General features: G+C 69.7%; 12 protein-coding genes and 1 pseudogene. 7 read left to right on the top strand and 6 right to left on the bottom strand.

Annotated elements, in window-relative coordinates; genetic code table 11:
* Positions 1-71: 71 nt before the first annotated feature.
* Positions 72-1367, bottom strand: coding sequence for a YhgE/Pip domain-containing protein (locus OG504_RS13560; protein ID WP_405990052.1), 1296 nt, complete (start codon positions 1365-1367; stop codon positions 72-74).
* Between the two features lie 123 nt (positions 1368-1490).
* On the opposite strand from OG504_RS13560, the gene OG504_RS13565 reads away from it, so the two are divergent.
* The 3 genes and pseudogenes from OG504_RS13565 to OG504_RS13575 all read left to right on the top strand — a co-directional run bounded on the left by OG504_RS13565 (position 1491) and on the right by OG504_RS13575 (position 4350).
* A complete protein-coding gene (locus tag OG504_RS13565) occupies positions 1491-2072 on the top strand; it encodes a TetR-like C-terminal domain-containing protein (protein ID WP_405990053.1) in 582 nt (193 codons plus the stop codon).
* 191 nt (positions 2073-2263) lie between these two features.
* A complete protein-coding gene (locus OG504_RS13570) occupies positions 2264-3601 on the top strand; it encodes a hypothetical protein (protein ID WP_405990054.1) in 1338 nt (445 codons plus the stop codon).
* Positions 3602-3623: 22 nt separating this feature from the next.
* Positions 3624-4350, top strand: a pseudogene (locus OG504_RS13575) (hypothetical protein).
* Here the strand turns inward: OG504_RS13575 and OG504_RS13580 are convergent.
* Positions 4337-4759, bottom strand: a complete 423-nt coding sequence (locus OG504_RS13580) for an NUDIX hydrolase (RefSeq protein WP_405996328.1) — start codon at positions 4757-4759, stop codon at positions 4337-4339. The pseudogene OG504_RS13575 and the gene OG504_RS13580 sit on opposite strands and share 14 nt — an antisense overlap.
* A 215-nt stretch (positions 4760-4974) precedes the next feature.
* On the opposite strand from OG504_RS13580, the gene OG504_RS13585 reads away from it, so the two are divergent.
* On the top strand, positions 4975-6534 hold the full coding sequence (locus OG504_RS13585; RefSeq protein ID WP_405990055.1) for a hypothetical protein: 1560 nt from the start codon (positions 4975-4977) through the stop codon (positions 6532-6534).
* On the opposite strand, the gene OG504_RS13590 is transcribed toward OG504_RS13585, so the two are convergent.
* Both OG504_RS13590 and OG504_RS13595 read right to left on the bottom strand, forming a co-directional pair.
* Positions 6479-8185, bottom strand: a complete 1707-nt coding sequence (locus OG504_RS13590) for a DUF2264 domain-containing protein (RefSeq protein ID WP_405990056.1) — start codon at positions 8183-8185, stop codon at positions 6479-6481. The two genes, OG504_RS13585 and OG504_RS13590, sit on opposite strands and share 56 nt — an antisense overlap.
* An 84-nt stretch (positions 8186-8269) precedes the next feature.
* A complete protein-coding gene (locus OG504_RS13595) occupies positions 8270-9313 on the bottom strand; it encodes a rhamnogalacturonan acetylesterase (RefSeq protein WP_405990057.1) in 1044 nt (347 codons plus the stop codon).
* Between the two features lie 186 nt (positions 9314-9499).
* Here OG504_RS13595 and OG504_RS13600 point away from each other — a divergent pair, with 186 nt between their 5' ends.
* On the top strand, positions 9500-11179 hold the full coding sequence (locus OG504_RS13600; RefSeq protein ID WP_405990058.1) for a rhamnogalacturonan lyase B N-terminal domain-containing protein: 1680 nt from the start codon (positions 9500-9502) through the stop codon (positions 11177-11179).
* A gap of 39 nt (positions 11180-11218) precedes the next feature.
* Complete coding sequence (locus OG504_RS13605) at positions 11219-12292, top strand: pectinesterase family protein (RefSeq protein WP_405990059.1); 1074 nt, start codon at positions 11219-11221, stop codon at positions 12290-12292.
* A gap of 8 nt (positions 12293-12300) precedes the next feature.
* Here OG504_RS13605 and OG504_RS13610 read toward each other — a convergent pair whose 3' ends face one another.
* Positions 12301-13713 (bottom strand): RICIN domain-containing protein, encoded by a 1413-nt coding sequence (locus OG504_RS13610; RefSeq protein ID WP_405990060.1) that lies wholly within the window; start codon positions 13711-13713, stop codon positions 12301-12303.
* A 189-nt stretch (positions 13714-13902) separates the two neighbouring features.
* Here OG504_RS13610 and OG504_RS13615 point away from each other — a divergent pair, with 189 nt between their 5' ends.
* Entirely contained in the window at positions 13903-16011 is a 2109-nt protein-coding gene (locus OG504_RS13615; RefSeq protein ID WP_405990061.1) for an autotransporter, read from the top strand.
* A gap of 102 nt (positions 16012-16113) precedes the next feature.
* Here the strand turns inward: OG504_RS13615 and OG504_RS13620 are convergent, their stop codons facing one another.
* A complete protein-coding gene (locus OG504_RS13620) occupies positions 16114-17229 on the bottom strand; it encodes an aminoglycoside phosphotransferase (protein WP_405990062.1) in 1116 nt (371 codons plus the stop codon).
* Positions 17230-17250: the final 21 nt, after the last annotated feature.

Raw genomic sequence — 17250 nt, forward strand, 5'->3', positions numbered from 1 at the left:
CTGAGAGTGTTCTCTCAGAAAGCCTGAGAGTCAACTCTCATATTGTCTACGCCAGTTGAGGGTGGGGCGTCTCAAGCCGGCTGCGGCGTCAGGCGCTTGTGGCCCTTCCTGTCGTAGTACTGGACCATCGCGAAACCGAAGAGCAGACCGATCGCCGTACCGACCCCGATCATGGTCCACGCGCGGGTGAGACCCGCGTCGCCGCGGGCGTCGAAGTAGAGGATCGCCCTTACGCCGTCGCTGAGTTGGCGCATGGGCTCGAAGTGGGAGAGGAAGCGGTAGAAGCCGGGGACGGCCTGGAGGGGGACCGTCGCGCCGGAAGAGGGGAGGCCGAGGACGATGAACACGAACATGGAGACCAGCTGGCCGATCCCGCCGAACGCGGCGTTGATGGCCTGGACGCCGAGGCCGACGGCGAGGGCCGCGCAGTAGGAGTAGATCCACAGCAGCGGGATGTGGGTCGCGTCCATGCCGAGGATGCTGACGCTGGCGAGCATGATCAGGGAGACGCTGAGGAGGGTGATTCCGGCCGTCATGACCATCTTCAGGAGCAGCGTCTGGGTGCGGTTGATGGGGACGGTGGGGCGGCGGGTGTGCCAGGGGCCGATCTCGTTGTCGGCGTAGCCGAGGCCGGTGTCGACGCCGTTGCTGATGACGTTGCCGCCCATGAATCCGGCCAGGACCAGCAGCAGGGTGTAGTAGAAGGCGGTCAGGCCGATGCCGCTGTTGCCGCCGATGGGGTGGCCGACCTGGGTGGCGATCCGCACCGGATCCGCGAGCAGCAGCTTCTGCGTGGAGTCGGCCTTCGTGGCCGCCGCGCTGAGCTGCTTGCCGATGGTGAGCGAGGCCTGCTGGGCCGCCGTGGTGGAGATCTTGCCGGCGAGGGAGGAGCCGAGGCTGCCCTTGCCGGGGTTGGTCAGCACCGTGATGGTCGGGCGGGCGGTGGCGTTCGTGGTGGTCAGTGCGGCGACGGAGGTGGTGAAGTCGGCGGGGATGACCAGGGCGCCGTAGACCTGGCCCGCGTCGAGTTCGTCCTGGGCCTGGGCTCTCGTGAGCTGGCGCCAACCGGCCGCTCGGCTACCGGAGTTGGTCACGATGGAGTGGGTGATCTGGGTGCCCAGGTTCTGCTGCTGGCCGGTGAGCGGCTTGCCCGTGTCGCTGTTGACGAGGGCGATGGGCAGGTCGTGCAGTTCGCGGTTGGGGTTGACGATGCCGCCCATGTAGAGGAGGGACAGCAGGAATGCGAGCAGGCCGGTGAGCACGGTGGGGATGAGCCACAGTTTGGGGCGGCCGAGGAGTGCGGTGGCGCGGAGGCCCGTAGGGGCGGGGGTGCCGGTGGGGGCGGGGGTGCCGAAGTCGTCGTCCATGGTGGGAAGTCTGCTGCCGGAGTCCAGTGGGAACGGTGGTGAAACGCGCCGGGCACCCGTCTTGTTATTGGCTATTGTCCTAAGGGCTCCAGTCGTCGCAGGTCAGAGGAGAGGTGGTGCGCCGTGGCGCGCGCGGGACTGACCACCGACCGTGTCGTGGCGGCCGCCGCCGACCTCGCCGACGAGGTCGGTTTCGAGAACGTCAGCCTGTCCGCGCTGGCCCGCGGCTTCGGCGTGAAGGACGCGAGCCTGTACTCGCACGTCCGGAACCTCCAGGATCTGCGCACCCGGGTCGCGTTCCTCGCGGGCGGCGAGCTGGTCGACCGGATCGCCGTCGCGGTCGCCGGCCGCGCGGGCCGGGACGCGCTGGGCGCCTTCGCGGACGCGTACCGCGCGTACGCCCTGGAGCACCCGGGCCGGTACGCGGCCACCCAGATCCGCATCGACCAGTCCCTGATCGCCCGCTCCCCCGCCCTGCTCCGCACCGCCGAGATCACCTACGGCATGCTGCGCGCCTACGGCCTGGAGGAACCCGATCTCACCGACGCCGTACGGCTGTTGAGGAGTACGTTCCACGGTTACTGCGCGCTGGAGTCGAGCGGCGGGTTCGGCGCGCCGCGGGATGTGCAGCGGTCGTGGGAGCGTGCGGTCGACGCGCTGCACGTGGCGCTGACGCACTGGCCGCGCGAGGCCCAACCGGGCTGACGGAGACGCCGGTTCCGGTCCGCGCCCCAGCTGTATCGCTGACCACTTAGACTGGAAACTTCGCGAACGTCACGTGCCACCCAGGGGGGAGGGAGCGCGCCTTGTCTCAACAGCAGCTGGGACGCGGTCCCTTGAGAGCGCCGGGACCGCCCGGTCCGGCGGCCCCCGGAGCGAGCCCTCCGACCCGCTTCGTGAGCTGGCTCGGCCGGTTCGGGTGCGTGGCCGCCGGGTACGCGGTGTTCCAGTTCCTGTTCGGAGTGCTGCCCGACTCGATCGACGGGGAGCCGGCCAAGTACCTGATCTCCGGGCTGAGCGGGTTCGCCACGGTCGGGATGACCTGGCTGGCGGCGGCCCTGCTCCGCGCCCGCACGGCCGGACCAGCGCGGCTCACCGCACCCGCTCCCCTCGCTCCGAACGCGCCCGGCCCGCTGCCGCAGGTGTTCACGTCCGCCTACGACACCCTCGCCGCGCAGGTCGCCGTGGTGGACGACCCCGTGCGCGGCCGGCTCGTCGGCTGGCCGCACTCCCTCCAGGAAGTGGACGGCCCGGCCCGCCCGACCTCGCTGGCCACGGCGTACGGCCTGCACATCGTGCTGGACCTGGGCGTGCCGGACGGACGCCTGCACACCGCCGATCTCATCGACACCCTCTGGCGGCTACGGCTGCAGGGCGGCGGCTGGTCGGCCCGTTCGCAGGGGTCGGTGGCCCGCCCGGAGGTCACCGCGATGGTGTTGGGCGCCCTGGCCCGGGCGGGTGCCTCGCGGGAGCGGCTGGCGGACGAGGTGGCGCGCTGCGAGGCGGGCTTCACCCGTGAACTCGACGGTACGGGGCGGGCGTTGACCCATGTCGTCACCACCGTGATGCGGGGGCTGCTGCGCGCGGCACCGGACGCGCCGACGCTGCCCGTGCTGCGCGGCGCCCTGATCGACGGCGCGCTCTCCGACCCCCAGCGTCAGCACCGCCGTTGCTGGAGCCACCGGCTCTCTCCGCTGCCCTGGGTCGGGCACCCCGCTCAGCCCTCCGCCGTGCACACCGCGCAGGCCGTGGTCGCCCTGGACCGGGCGGCCCGCGTGCTGGGCGAGGGGCCCGTGGAGCGTTCGGCGCGCGAGGACGGGGTGCGCTGGCTGCTGGCCTGCCCGGCGACCGCGCACGACAGCTGCGCCGACCTGTCGAACCTGCGGGAAGAGGTGCGCCGACGGCACCCGGACGACTCCTCGCACCACGAGGTGCTGAACGTCCGGCATTTCACCGCGAGTTGGATCGTGCGGGCGCTGCTGACCCCGGGCGCCCAGGAGATCGCGCGGGAGGACGGCATCGAGGACGCGTGGCGGGAGCGGCTGGACGGCGCGGCGGCCGCGGTGTGGGCGGCGCAGACCGACGGCATCTGGTCCTGGAACCGGGACGGGGCCGCGTTCGCCACGACCGAGGAAATGCGCCAGCCGATCTGGATGACCTATCAAGGTCTTTCGGCGCTGCGCGCGCATGCCGTATGGATGTACCAGCCGGACCCTCGAACGAGGGCGGCCTGAGCCGGAGTCGGGGAGTGAGTGCATGGGTGGTCGGCAGATCCTGGCGGCGCGACGGCTGCTGACGGAGACGCTGGACGGCGACCTGTCCGACCACGACACGGTGACCGCGGCCCGTGCGGCCGTCGCCGAACTGGGCTCCCCCGACCGCCTGTTGGAGCTGATCGCCGAACTCGCCTCCGGTGCGGGCGATCCGGAGGCCTGTGCCGAGCTGTCGTACCGTCATGTCCTGGGCTTCGACAAGCTGTTGCTGATCGACGGCGGCCCCCGCCACATGCTGCGCGCGCACTTCTGGCATCCCGGCGCGACGGCGATCGGCACGGAGGACATCCACAACCACCGTTCCCCGCTTGCCTCTTACGTGGTCCGGGGCCGGCTCACGATGGAGTTGTACGAGGCTCGGGGCGACGGCGGCATCACGGCGGACCGGTACGAGGAGTCCCTGGCCGAGGGCAGCGCCGACTGGCGGCTGCGGCCGACGGGACCGGCACGGCTGCGGCTCACGCACACCGGGCAGTACGCGGCGGGCAGCGCCTACGCCCTCCCCACGCACACCCTGCACCGGGCCTGGTGCGACACGGGACGTACCGACCGTGACGCTGTTCCTGGAGACGGGGGCCGGACGGCGGCGCCACACGGATGTGTTCACGGCGGCGGGCCCGCATCCGGGAGCGGTGGCGAAGGTGCCGCTCGAAGTGCGGGACTATCTGGGCACGTTGAACGGTCTGGCGGAGTCGCTCAGAAGTTCGTGAGGGCCTGTCGTACGACGTCCAGGTTGTACGCGTCGATGTCGATGCCGCCACTCGCGAGCTCGGAGGGCGGGAGCCAGAGATACGCCTGGTCGGGCTCGGGGAGGGTGATCTCCCAAGTGAGCGGCCTGACAAGGAAGTTGTCCTGCCAGTTCTTGACCTCGCGGCCCCGGTACTCGCTCACGAAGGACGAGTCGCCGATCTTGCGGACGATCTCGCCGAGGAGCCCGGTCTCTTCCTTCAGCTCCCGCAGCGCACCGTCCTCGGACCGCTCGCCCGGCTCCAGCTTCCCGCACGGAACGCCCCACACCCGGGGCAGGAACCTCTCGGTCGCGCTCCGGCGCACCAGAAGTACGCGTCCGTCGTCGTCCATCACGACGGCCGCAGCCAGTCGCTTGTCGCCGGGGTCCATGGCCATGGTTCCTCGGTCCCTCGCCGGTGCTGAGTCCAAAGGGTCTGATACCCAGGAATCCTTCCAACGTACCAGGATCGGCCTGTCCTGGCTGTGGAGCCGGTCTCACCTCCGGATCCCTCCGAACACCGACCTCTCACCGCCCTCTCGCCGACCTCCGGATATTTCGCGCGGCGCGACGGCAACCTCCCCCGCACGGGCGGCGACTTGGGGACATGACCAACGCAAGACGCACCACCACGCACCGTCGCCGTTCCCCCCGCCGCATCGCCCGCAAGCCGCTCGCGGGCTCGCTCGCCGTCGCGGCCCTGCTCGGCGGTGCGTGGTACGCGACCGCGGCGACGGGCAACGGCTCGACCGCGGCCGGGACGTCCCCGTCCGCCTCCCCGTCCACCAGCGCCTCGGCATCCCCCGAGGCCGCCGCCCACAGCTCTACGGCCGCCTCCGGAACGGCGACAGCGTCCACCTCCGCCTCCGCGAAGGCGACCCCGAAGGCCGTCACCGCCGCCAAGGCCGCGACCGGCACGCTTTCCCCGACCAGCACCACCATCGCGCTAGCCGCCAAGTTCCCCTATCTGACGGCCGGTTACAACAACACCCGCGAGTGGACCCGTACGACCACGGCCGTGGCCCCGAACGGAACCCTGCGGGTGGCCTGGCCCGCCGCCGACGGTGTGCACGTGACCCCGCTGAACGCCGCCGGACTGCGCTCGGGCGCCGACACGGTCGTCAAGGGCGCCAAGGAGGTCGGCGGACTCATCGCGCACAACGACGGCTTCGCGCTGCTCACCCGGGTCGCCGACACCAACAAGTGGAAGGAGACGGCCGCCGCGATCGTCCGCTACACCAACGGCAAGCAGACCTTCCTGACCAAGCTCACCGGCACCGCCTCCAACGACACCTCGCCGGATCTCGACGGCCAACTCACCTGGAACGGCAGCAAGTACGGCGCGTACTTCGTCGTGCACGGCGCGGGCGGCTTCGCGGACGGCCATTTCGGCGACAAGTTGGCGTACATCAGCGCCAAGGGCGCGAAGCTGAGCGGTGGTTGGAGCTGGGGCTGCAGCCACAACGAGGGCATCGCGCTGCACGCGGAGACCTCCGGCGCCTTCACCTCGCTGTGCTTCGACGACTGGCGCTCGGGCCTGTTCGTCTCCACCGGGATCGGCGCCCCGGACGTCGCACCGGTCGTGCAGCGCGAACAGTGCTGGGCAGGGTACTGCGGTGGTACCTTCCCCAGCCGCACCGGTGACCTGGTGAAGTCGGCGAGCGGACGCTACGCCACCGCCTTCGCCTCCCGCGGTGCCGCCTCGGCCAAGAAGAACGCCGCCGACTCCAGCGGACGCGGCTGGACTGTCACCCCGAAGACGAGCACGCACCAGGTCGCCGTCGCCTTCATGGCGAACCGCAACTCCGGCCCCGGCAAGGCGATTTACCTCACCAGCGCGGCCGGTACCGAGAACGCCAACGTGCACATCGCCCCGTACGGCAAGGACCGCCTCCTCGTCTCCTGGGAGTCCCTGAAGGGTGCCAAGTGCGCCGCCGGCACCTGCACCGGCACCTTCACGGGCACCCACCTGCGGCTCATCGACTGGAACGGCAAGGCCCAGGGTGCGGACAAGGTGGTGACCGCCCGGATCAGCGGTGACATAGCGGTCCTGAAGAACGGCACCCTGACCTGGGCCTACGCCCCGGTCACCCCGACCTATTCGACCCCGCTCAACGGGGCGTCACCGACCACGACGAGCCTCCGGATCGCCCGGCTGACTCCGTGAACCGGAAGCCCACCCGCTTGCCGCCGGCCCACTGAACGGAGACGCCGTGCTCCCCGTCGACCTCCACGGACACCAGTTCCGCGAGGGGACGGGGGTCCGGCTCTCCGGTGAGCCGGGCCAACACGACGAACAGGGTGGGCCCGTCACCGACGACACCTTCACCGTCCAACAGGCCATGCAGGGGATGGAGTTCAGCGACCGTCGGCTCCCCTGCCTGCCATCCCGTGACCCGCACGGACGTACCGGACACCGCGCCCACCACCAGATGGGCCCGCACCTCCACCGCCCCCTCGGCCACCACCAGGCTGACCACCCGGGCCCCGGAAGCGGCCGTGTGCCGGGAGGCCGCCCAGCCCTCCCCCACCCCCAACGGCACGATCTCCGTACGGCTCGGATCCCCGCCGAGGATCACGCTGTTGTCGTACGACGACGAGGGCGCCGTCACCGTGGAGTAGGCGAGGCGCGTGTAGTACGGGTCGTAGCGGACGTCCTCGCTGCCGTGGTTGTGGAGGCGGACCAGGCCGTCCGAACTGGTCGACTGGAGCAGCCAGTTGGCGGGGGCGATCGGCGTGACCACGTCCTCCCGTTCCGCCGGGCCCGGCTCCTCCGGCTCCGTCCACACCTCGTGATCCGGTGGGAGGAGCAGGCCGAGGAAACCCTTGCTGGCCCAGTACGGGGACGCGGGGCCCGAATAGCCTTGCAGTATCGCCTCGTTGGGGCCGTGCCAGCCCAGACTCAGCAGCCCCCGGTCGTTCACCGCGCCACGGTCGAGGAAGTACCGCAGCGCCCCGGAGGCCAGCCGGCGCGTCTCCCCCGGCTGCAGTGGCGTACGGCCCGTCAGCGCGCCTAGCCACAGCGGAGCCGTAGTCGCGAAGCGGTAGGTGAGCGACCGGCCCTGGAGCATCGGCGCGCCATCGGCCCCGAACAGGCGGGCGTAGTCGGCGAGATGGCGTTCCAGGCGGCCACCGTAGAGGTCGAGGAGTCGGGGGTCGTCGGCGAGCCAGGCGTGCAGCACGGGGTAGAGGTGCATGGCCCAGCCGTTGTAGTAGTCGAACTTGCGGCCGTCGCCGTCCGTGTACCAGCCGTCGCCGACGTACCAGTCCTCGATGCGCGACAGGCCCCGGTCTACGGCCTTGCGGGATTCGTCGGGCTCGTAGCCGATCTCCTGGAGGAAGCCACCCACCGTGACGGGGAACAACTCCCAGTTGCAGGGCCAGGGTTCGGCGGTGAGGGCGTCGGCGAGCCAGGCCGCCGCGCGCTGCCGTACGGGTTCGTCGAGGCGGTCCCAGAGGAGAGGGCGGGTGAGGCGCAGGGCGAGGGCGATGGACGCTGCCTCGACGAGGGGTTGGCTGCGGTCCTCGATGCGGGGCCAGACGCCCGCGACTCCCGCCGCCAGGCCGTCCACGTAGCGCTCCAGTGCCGTCTCGTCGCGGCGGAAGGCGGCCAGCAGCAGGGTGCGGGCGTAGCCCTCCAGGCCGTCGGAGAGCCTGCCGGACCAGCTGGTGCGGTTGCCGGGGAGGTGGTAGAGCGCACGGTCCTCGGTCGCGTACGGCTCCACCGCCGCGAGGAGGGAGTCGGCGGCCGTCTCCCAGTGGGCGCGGGTGTAGCCGGTGCGCGGGCTCAACGCGCGGTCTTCGGCGGGGAGTTGCATCGGCTCGCTTTCGCACGCACGGCGGGAGAGTGGAACCTGGGGCGCCCCGGTTCCGGTCGGAACGCCCCAGGGGTCTTTCGGGTCTCACCCCACTCGTACCCGATCCTCCGGCAGCAGATGCCGGGCGACGAGTGCGTCGCGGACCAGGCCCGCGTACACGGTGGCCCCGTGCGCGGAAGTATGCGTGTTGTCCTTCTTCTCGTTGTAGAGGTAGAGGGCCTTGGAGCCTTCCACCCCCAGCGATTCCACCAGCGCCTTGGTCTGCGCCGTGAGGTCGATCAGCGTTACCCCCTCGGTCGCGGCGACCGAGCGGACGACGCCCGGCAGGTCGACGCCGAGTCCGTTCACCAGCAGCGCTGTGTCGTTGTTCAGTGTGCCGTCGGCATTGAACCAGCGTCGGACGATCGGTGTCACGAGCACCGGACGTCCTCCTCTGTCACGGATACCCGCTACGAGCGTTTCCAAATTCGCGCGATACGTGGCCTCGTCGGTCGTCTTGTCGTTGTGGGCGAGCTGGACGAGGACGAGGTCGCCGGGGTGGATCAGCGGCTGAACTGTCCCCCACAGCAAGGGATTCTCCAGGTAGGTGACCGTACTCTCCCCGGAATCCGCGTAGTTGGCGACGGACACACCCTTCCGCAGGAACTGCGGGAGCTGTTGACCCCAACCCGAGTACGGGTCGCCCGGTTGGTCGCAGACCGTGGAGTCACCGATCAGGAAGATCTGGCGAGTGTGGTGGGCGGGCGTGACGCGGATGTCGGCCAGGGCGGGTGCGGTGCCGCCGAGGGTGAGGTCGAGGCCGGGGGTGCCGTCGGGGCCGGTCGGTTCGCCCTCGGGCGTACGGACGTTGACCGTGAAGCTGCGAGTCACGGTGCGGCCGGCCGCCGTGGGCGTCTCGGGGAGCAGGGAGCGCCGGGTCTCGCCCGTGATGGCCGTACTCGCGGCCGTCGCGGCGCCGAGGTGGACCGTCACGTCGTAGGTGCCGGGCGGGACGTCGAAGTGGCAAGCGGTGGCGGTGCAGTCGACGAGGCCGAGCGGGGGTGTGCGGTCGTGCGCCTGGGCGGGTGCGGTCGACAGGGCGGTGCTCAGGGTCAGTGCGGCCAGCAGGGCGATGTTGAAACGTCTCATGCGTGGCTCCTCCGTCCGACGACAAGGCCTGGCGGAGGACCGTACCGCTCGGGACAAGCGCTTTCTAGACCTGCGTCAGATTTCGCGTCATCGCCAACTCCAAGGCTGCGAAAGGCCTTTCGCGAAATCGATTCAACTGCCACCCTCCAAGCACCCGCACCCCCACCTCCCGAAGGAGGCACCCCCATGTCCGGTTCTGTGAACAGACCGGTTCGCCGCCGCACCTTCGTCCTCGGCGCAGCGGCTACGGCCGGTTCGGCGGCGCTCGCCGGGCCGCTCGCCGGGACGGCGTCCGCCGCGAGCTTCGGCTACACCGACGACGGCTCGAACTACGTCGTCGACACCGGCGCGAGCCTCGTCTTCAAGGTCAGCAAGACGAACGGCGACCTGACGTCGCTGCTCTACAAAGGCATCGAGTACCAGGGCTACGGCGGCATGAACTCGCATGTCGAGTCCGGCCTCGGCGCCTCCACGGTGACGATCGCGCAGTCCGGCACGACGATCCTGATCTCCGTCACGCACGGCACGCTGAAGCACTACTACGCGGCCCGCAGCGGCGAGAACAACGTCTACCTGTGGACCAACAAGGCCGACACCTCGGTCAGCGCGACCCGCTACATCGTGCGCGTGAAGGCCGGCATGTTCCTCAACGACCAGCCGGATTCCTACACTTACGCGCCGACGACCATCGAGTCCGCGGACGTCTTCGAGAAGTCCGACGGCCAGACCCGCTCCAAGCACTACTCGAAGAACCGGGTCATCGACTACGACTACGTCGGCTGGACCACCGGCAGCGTCGGCCTGTGGGTCGTGCGCAGCAACCACGAGAAGGCGTCCGGCGGCCCGTTCTACCGCTCGCTGCTGCGCCATCAGAGCGCGGACGGCGGCGGGTTGTACGAGATCCTGTACTACGGCGAGAACCAGACGGAGGCGCAGCGCTTCGGTCTCCAGGGCCCGTACGTCATCGCCCTCACCGACGGCGGCGCGCCATCCTCCTCGCTCTACCACGCCAACCTGACCACCGCGTGGGCCGATTCGCTCGGCATCTCCGGGTACACGGCGGCGAGTTCGCGGGGCCGGGTCGCCGGTGTGGGCATCACCGGGCGCGACACGGCGTACGCGTACACGGTCGGGCTCGCCAACTCGGCTGCCCAGTACTGGGGTTCGGCACGGGCCTCGGACGGCTACTTCTCGATCCCGGGCGTGCTGCCGGGGACGTACACGCTGACCGTCTTCAAGGGTGAACTCGCCGTCTACACCGGGTCGGTGGCGGTCACGACGGGCGGGACGACGACGCTGAACAGCATCGCGATCCCGTCCTCGAACGACCCGTCCAACGCGAGCGCGATCTGGCGCATCGGCAACTGGGACGGTTCGCCGAGCGGGTTCAAGAACGCGGACCTGATGACGTACGCGCACCCCTCGGACGTACGGGCCGCGTCCTGGACCGGCAATGTCGTCGTCGGCAGCGGAACGGAGACCTCGGCGTTCCCCTGCTATCTGTGGAAGGACGTCAACAGCGGCATCATCGTGTACTTCAAGCTGACGGCCGCCCAGTTGGCCGCCGCGCACACGCTGCGCATCGGGGTGACGACGGCGTACGCGAACGGCCGTCCGCAGGTCGTCGTCAACGACACCTGGGCCTCGGCCGTCCCATCGCCGCCGACCCAGCCGAGCACCCGGTCGCTGACCGTGGGTTCGTACCGTGGCAACAACAACACGTTCACGTACAGCGTGCCCGCGTCCGCCTGGCTGACGGACGCCAGTGCGTACAACACGCTGAAGATCTATGTGGCGAGCGGTTCGGGGACGACGTCGTTCCTGAGTGCGGGTACGTCGATCGACGCGATCGATCTGCTGGCGTAGAGGCGGCAACTCCCGGGCGGGGCACGGCGACTTGTAGGCATGACTGAGCCGAACACGCACCGCCGCTCCCCCGCCCGGCGCCGAGCCGCCGCCGTGGCGACCGGTACCGCGGCCGCCCTCGGGCTGGTCGCGGTGTCGCTGGTGACCCAGGCGCGGGCCGCCACCGTCATCACCGTCGCCAAGGACGGTTCGGGCCGCTTCACCACCGTGCAGGCCGCCGTGAACGCGGCCGCGGCCGGTGACACCATCTCCGTCGCGAAGGGCACGTACACCGAGATCGTCAACGTGCCTGTCGCGAAGGCCGGGTTGACCATCCAGGGCGCCACCGGCAACGCCGAGGACATCGTCATCACCTATGACCGGGCCGCCGGTTACACCGACGCCGGCGGCAACAAGTACGGGACGCTGGGCAGTTCGGTCGCGACCTTCTCGGCGGCCGGCCTGACCGTCACCGGGATCACCGTCCAGAACACCTTCGACAAGTCCGCCCACCCCGAGATCACGGACACCCAGGCCGTCGCGGTCACCGCGCAGGGCGACCGGCAGACGTTCACCAACGACCGGTTCATCAGCCGCCAGGACACCGTCCTCAACTGGTCGCCGGCGTCGACCGGTCAGTACCGGCAGTACTTCTACTCGTCGTTCATCTCCGGCGACGTCGACTTCATCTTCGGCAACGCCACCGCCGTCTACGACCGGGTCAACATCCAGCTGCGCAACTCGGGCGCGGCGGCGGGCGGCCTCAATGGCTTCCTCTCCGCGCCCAACACCAGCTCCGCGAAGACCTACGGCATCCTCGTCACCGGCAGCTCGATCACCAGCTCGGCGGCTGCCAACACGTACTACCTGGGCCGCCCTTGGCACCCGACGGCGGACGCGGTGGGCCAACTGGTCGTCCGGCAGACCTCGTTGCCCGCCGCCGTGAAGGTCGCCGGGCCCTGGACGGACATGAGCGGCTACTCCTGGAAGAACGCCCGCTTCTTCGAGTACAAGAACACGGGCGCTGGCGCGACGGTGAACTCCAACCGCCCGCAGCTCACCGACTCCCAGGCCGCGAGCTACACGGCCCAGAAGTACCTGGCGGGCACGGACGGCTGGAATCCTGTCCGGTAACCGTGCGCTCAACTACCGCGCGTCCACTGCTGGTTGGTAGCTCCGCTGCACGTGTAGGTGATGATCGCAGCGGAGTTGGCGGTGGACGCGCCCGACACGTCCAGGCACTCGCCGCTCGTCCTGGCCTTGACGAGGACGTAACTGCCGGACGTGGTCAGGCTCCACTGCTGGGCGGTGGCGCCGGTGCAGTTCTCCTGGGTGACGTTGGTCGAGTTCTCCTGGAGGCACAACGAGCTGCCCCGGCCCATGAGTTCGTAGTAACCGGTGCCGAGATCCTTGAACCACCACTTCTGATTCGTACCGCTGTTGCAGGTGTACTGGCTGATCGCGACACCCTGCCACAGCGACTGGTTGGCCACGTCCGCGCACTTGCTGCTGTTCCTGGCGATGAGCGTGTTGTACGTAGCGCTCGTGCCGCTGATCGTGCCGGCGGCCGTGTCGATCGACACCTCCGGGTACCAGGACGCCATGGACATCGAGGTGGTGGTCGGGAACGTCAACGGCAGCCATACATAACGGGAGTCGTTGACGGTGCCGCCGAAGGAATTGCCCCAGCGGTCGCCCATGTAGAGGTACGAGGTGCCCGAAGTACCCGTGACCGGGAGGACGTAGGCGGTCTGCGAGTTGTATGCGGTCGAGTCGCCGACGTTGGTGAAGGCCGTCCACGGTCCGGCGACGCTGGTGGCGGTGGCGTACTGCTGCTGGTTGGCGCTCCAGCCGGTCGCGGCCGAAGTCAGCATGAAGTAGACGCCGTTGCGCTTGAACAGGGCGGGTGCCTCGCGGTGTCCACCGACCCACGGGTTGGCGACCAGGCTGTCGATGGCGGTGTAGTCGGCGGTGAGTCTGTAGATGTGCAGGTCGTAGTTCTCGTTGGCGGCGGAGACCATGTAGGCGGTGCCGTCGGTGTCGACGAACGTCGTGATGTCCCGGGACATGTTGTCGCCGAGCGGCTGGAAGCTGCCCTGGTAGGTGTAACTCCCGTCCACGGTCGAGGAGACGGCGACGGCCGCCTTGGCCTCGCTGTAGTCGACGCCGTTCTCCTTGTGCATCCACATCACGAACTTGCCGGTGGACGCGTTGTAGATGACCTTCGGCCGCTCGATGTAGGCGGTGCCCAGCTCGGAGGCGCTGGACTGGGTCAGGACGTGGTTGCGGAACTCCCAGTTCTTCAGGTCCGTGGAGCGGTACGCGTCCACGTACTTGAAGGTGTTGTCGGCGTTGCGGTCCTCACCGAACCAGTAGTAGTAGCTGCCGACCTTGATCACCCCGCCGCCGTGCGCGTGCACGGCGTTGCCCGAAGTGTCCGTGAACTGCGTGCCGTTGGTGATGGTCTGGGCGGCGGCCTGGGCCGGTCCGGCGGTCACCAGGGCCGCGGCGAGCACGCAGCACAGGGCGACGAGGATTGCGTACACACGTCTCATCTGACGCCTCTCGGAGGTGGGGGGACAACAAGGCAGAAAACAGTGAGGGGTTCGGGATTTCGTACGGCATCTGTCATTACGAACGCCGAAAAGGTAAGGGTGTGTTACGGGAAGGTCAACGGGTCGCGCGTGACAAAGACGGTCGCGAGATTTCTGTTATCGCCGCCGCCGACGCCCGTCTCCAGTGACGTGCGCAGCCATACCCACAAGACCTCAGCCGCCCTAGGCGCCCTCGCGACCGTCGCCCTCCTGGTCGGCGCGCCTCCAGCCTCGGCCGCCGGTGCCCATGACGCGACCGCCGACGTCCTCGCGGACCGCGATGTGACGCTCACCGGCGACACGGTGGTCACCGTGCCGTCCGGGACGACGACGTACGACGGGGTGTTCCGCGGCCAGGGAACACTGACCGTGCGCGGCGGCGGCACGCTGATCCTCACCAAGGACAGCGACTTCACGCTCCCGGCGTCCCGGCAGCGGCAGAAGGTGACCACCCAGGGCGGCAACCATCCGTACACCACGGTCAGCAACCCGGACCCGCCCGCGATCACGGTCGACCGCGGCACAACTCTCCAGTACGGCACGGGTGGTGGCACCGGCCTGATCGGGCACTTCCCCTACGGCACGCCCGGCTACCAGTTGAACCAGCTCAACGTCCGGGTCGACGGCACCCTGCGCCTCTCCCTGACCCGCACCTTCAACATCGGCACCATCAGCGGCTCGGGCCTGGTCACCCAGCCGCGCAACATGTGGGGCACTCTCGACCTCGCCGGAACTCACCCGTTTTCAGGGGTGATCGACAACGGTACGGGCACGGCGGCCGGCCGCCCCGAGTACCCGGTCGCACTCCCCGACGCCCGCGCGATCCTCAACCAGGGCTCCTGGATCATCGACACCCCGCTCTACCAGACGATCACCCTGCGCCAGAACTTCTACCAGCGCGAGTACGGCAGCGACGTCAACGTCCACTCCCGGCCGGGCAGCAAGGTCGTCCTCACGGGCCAGTACAGCTACAGCGACCAGGGCGGCGACACCAACCCGTCGCTCAGCGACTCCGACCTCAACTGGCGTGCAATAGCGCACCAGTTGAACAAGCGGGGCACCAACATCGAGGGCGCGAACGTCCAGTGGGGCGACGGCACCACCCACCAGATCTTCATGCCGGGCACCAAGGACACCGTCTACATCAACCTCCATGCGGCGAGCGGGGTCCGGTCCCGGCTGACCTTCGACTACGACGGTCCGGTCACCCTGGGCGCGCCGATCGGCGGCGGCAAGTACCACGACACGCTGGCCGCGCCCGGTGCCGGGGACATCGTCATCGCGGGGACGCGCGGGAACGACGTGACGTTCGCGGCGCCGCAGTACTACGACGGTTCCACGACCGTGGAGAAGGGGGCGGTGCTGCGGCTGGGGTCCGGGAAGCCGGGCGGCGACGGCGGGGTGCTGACCGGCACGGAGGGGCGGCGGATCGTCGACGACGGGACCCTTGTTCTGCAAAACGTGTCACTTTCCACGAAACTGTCACACTTTGGCGGCCGAGGGTCCCTGGTCCAGTCCGGCGCCGCGACGACAACGCTGACGGGCGCGGCGGTGACGTACACCGGGACGACGACGGTCTCCAAGGGCACGCTGGCGCTGCGGTCGGGGGCAACTCTCGCCCGCAGCAAGGCGATTCGGCTCACGTCGGCAGGTGCGCGGCTGGATGTGGGCACGGCGGGCCTGCGTGTGTCGACGGAACTCACCGGTGTGGGCGCGGTGAAGGGTTCGGTGACGAACGACAGCGTGGTGACAACCGGGCTCACCGTGACCGGCAACTACACGCAGAGCGCGAAAGGCGAACTGGTCCTGGGGGCCAAGCCGTTGAAGGTCGCGGGCAAGGTCGGCCTGGCGGGCGACCTGGACCTCTCGGCCGCCGGGACGAACCCCGCGCGGACCGTCACGATCCTCGACCACAGGGGTAAGGGCTCAACGACGGGCGCGTTCAAAGGACTTCGCGAGGGCAGCAAGTTGAAGCTCGCCGACACGACGTACCGCATCAGCTACCGGGGCGGCGACGGCAACGACGTCGTCCTGACCACCGCCTCCGCGAGCAGCCCCTCGGCCACCGCCCACTCCACTCCCGAGTCGTCCTCCGGGACGACGATCACCGAGGCCCGCACGACGAACACCGCCCGCAGCGACGGCTTCGGCTGGTGGCCGTACGCCCTCGGACTCGGCCTGCTGGGCGGCCTGTTGGTCCCGGCGACCAAGCGCACCCGGGGCGGCGGCAGGCGCGGGGGCGGAAAACATGCGGCTTAGATGCCGGTTCGACAACCCCCCAGGGGCGCGGGGAACTGCGCGACCAGCCACAACGGCGCCGCAGCAAAACGACCACACCTCGCGGCACAACCAACGTCGTACCTAACGGCCACTAGGCGCCTCCGGCAACCCCACCTGCGGGGCCAGCACACGCGCCTCGGCGGCCCACCCGGCGAGGAAAACGAGGGCCAACCCCCGCTCCCGATACCGGAGTTCGGCGGAGACGGCGCGCTCACCGCCGTAGTCCAGTTGGCGCTCCTCGCTCGCGCGGGCGAGCATGAGGGCGGTGAGCCAGTCGTACTTCACGACGGAGGCGCACACCCCGAGCCGTACTAGCCGTTCGTCGACCTGGTTGCCGGACTCCCGGAGGCCGTGCAGATACGCGTCGTAGGCCCGCGCCGCGTAGCCGGGCAGACGGTCGGCCGGGACGAACAGGTCGAAGACGGAGTCGGGGAGGTAGTTGCCGAGGTCCTCGCCGAGGGCGCCGTCGCCGGCGAAGGCCCAGTCGAACAGGACGCTGTCCGGGCCCTTCGAACGCACGTTGGCGGGCCACTGGTCGAGGTGGCTGAAGGCGCGCGGCAGCGCCTCCATGACGTCCAGGAACCACTCGCGGTCGTGGTGCAGCCGGACCATGTCGTGGCGCAGTCCGGCGGGGAAGTGGTCGCGGACCAGGGGCTGTTGCCAGGCCGCGTCGTCGTCGAGGAGTTCCTCGCCGAGCGTGTTGCTGCCGACGTACTGGCGCAGGAAGCGGTGCGAGAACCAGGGTTCGTCGGGAATGGATGCGGCCCCTTGCGCGGCGCCAAGGCGGCGGGCGTGTTCGATGTGCCGGGTCAGCGGCCAGGCGGTGCCCGGCTTCCCCCGCACATGCTCAAGCCACAACGCCACGTCCCCGTCGGCCCGTTCGACCCGGGCGAGCAGCCGGGGCGCGCGGATGCCGTACGGCTGCCAGCTCTGCGGGAGTCCGGAGTCGTAGACATGCGCCTCGCGCAGCCAGTAGTTCCAGTGCCGGGGGTCGTCGGAGGCGGCCCATCGGCCGGTGGCGTCCTTGGTGCGGGTGAGGACCTTGAGGACGGCCGTGCGGTCGCCCGCCGTGATGACCCAGACGCCCGCGGTGACGCCGTTCTTGGCGTTGTGGGTGAGCGTGGCCGCGAAGACCGGCCCGGTGGAGTGACTCAGAACGTCGCGCGCTTCGGCCACCGTGGCCGCGGTGTCGAGCATGCGGGCAAGGTTAGCGCCCCT

Source organism: Streptomyces sp. NBC_00986, assembly GCF_045162565.1.
Taxonomy (GTDB): Bacteria; Actinomycetota; Actinomycetes; order Streptomycetales; family Streptomycetaceae; genus Streptomyces.

Bases quoted from the DNA above. Each gene is read 5' to 3' on its own strand.
- OG504_RS13560 (WP_405990052.1), bottom strand. From the start codon at position 1,367: ATGGACGACGACTTCGGCACCCCCGCCCCCACCGGCACCCCCGCCCCT.
- OG504_RS13580 (WP_405996328.1), bottom strand. From the start codon at position 4,759: ATGGACCCCGGCGACAAGCGACTGGCTGCGGCCGTCGTGATGGACGAC.
- OG504_RS13585 (WP_405990055.1), top strand. From the start codon at position 4,975: ATGACCAACGCAAGACGCACCACCACGCACCGTCGCCGTTCCCCCCGC.
- OG504_RS13590 (WP_405990056.1), bottom strand. From the start codon at position 8,185: ATGCAACTCCCCGCCGAAGACCGCGCGTTGAGCCCGCGCACCGGCTAC.
- OG504_RS13595 (WP_405990057.1), bottom strand. From the start codon at position 9,313: ATGAGACGTTTCAACATCGCCCTGCTGGCCGCACTGACCCTGAGCACC.
- OG504_RS13600 (WP_405990058.1), top strand. From the start codon at position 9,500: ATGTCCGGTTCTGTGAACAGACCGGTTCGCCGCCGCACCTTCGTCCTC.
- OG504_RS13605 (WP_405990059.1), top strand. From the start codon at position 11,219: ATGACTGAGCCGAACACGCACCGCCGCTCCCCCGCCCGGCGCCGAGCC.
- OG504_RS13610 (WP_405990060.1), bottom strand. From the start codon at position 13,713: ATGAGACGTGTGTACGCAATCCTCGTCGCCCTGTGCTGCGTGCTCGCC.
- OG504_RS13620 (WP_405990062.1), bottom strand. From the start codon at position 17,229: ATGCTCGACACCGCGGCCACGGTGGCCGAAGCGCGCGACGTTCTGAGT.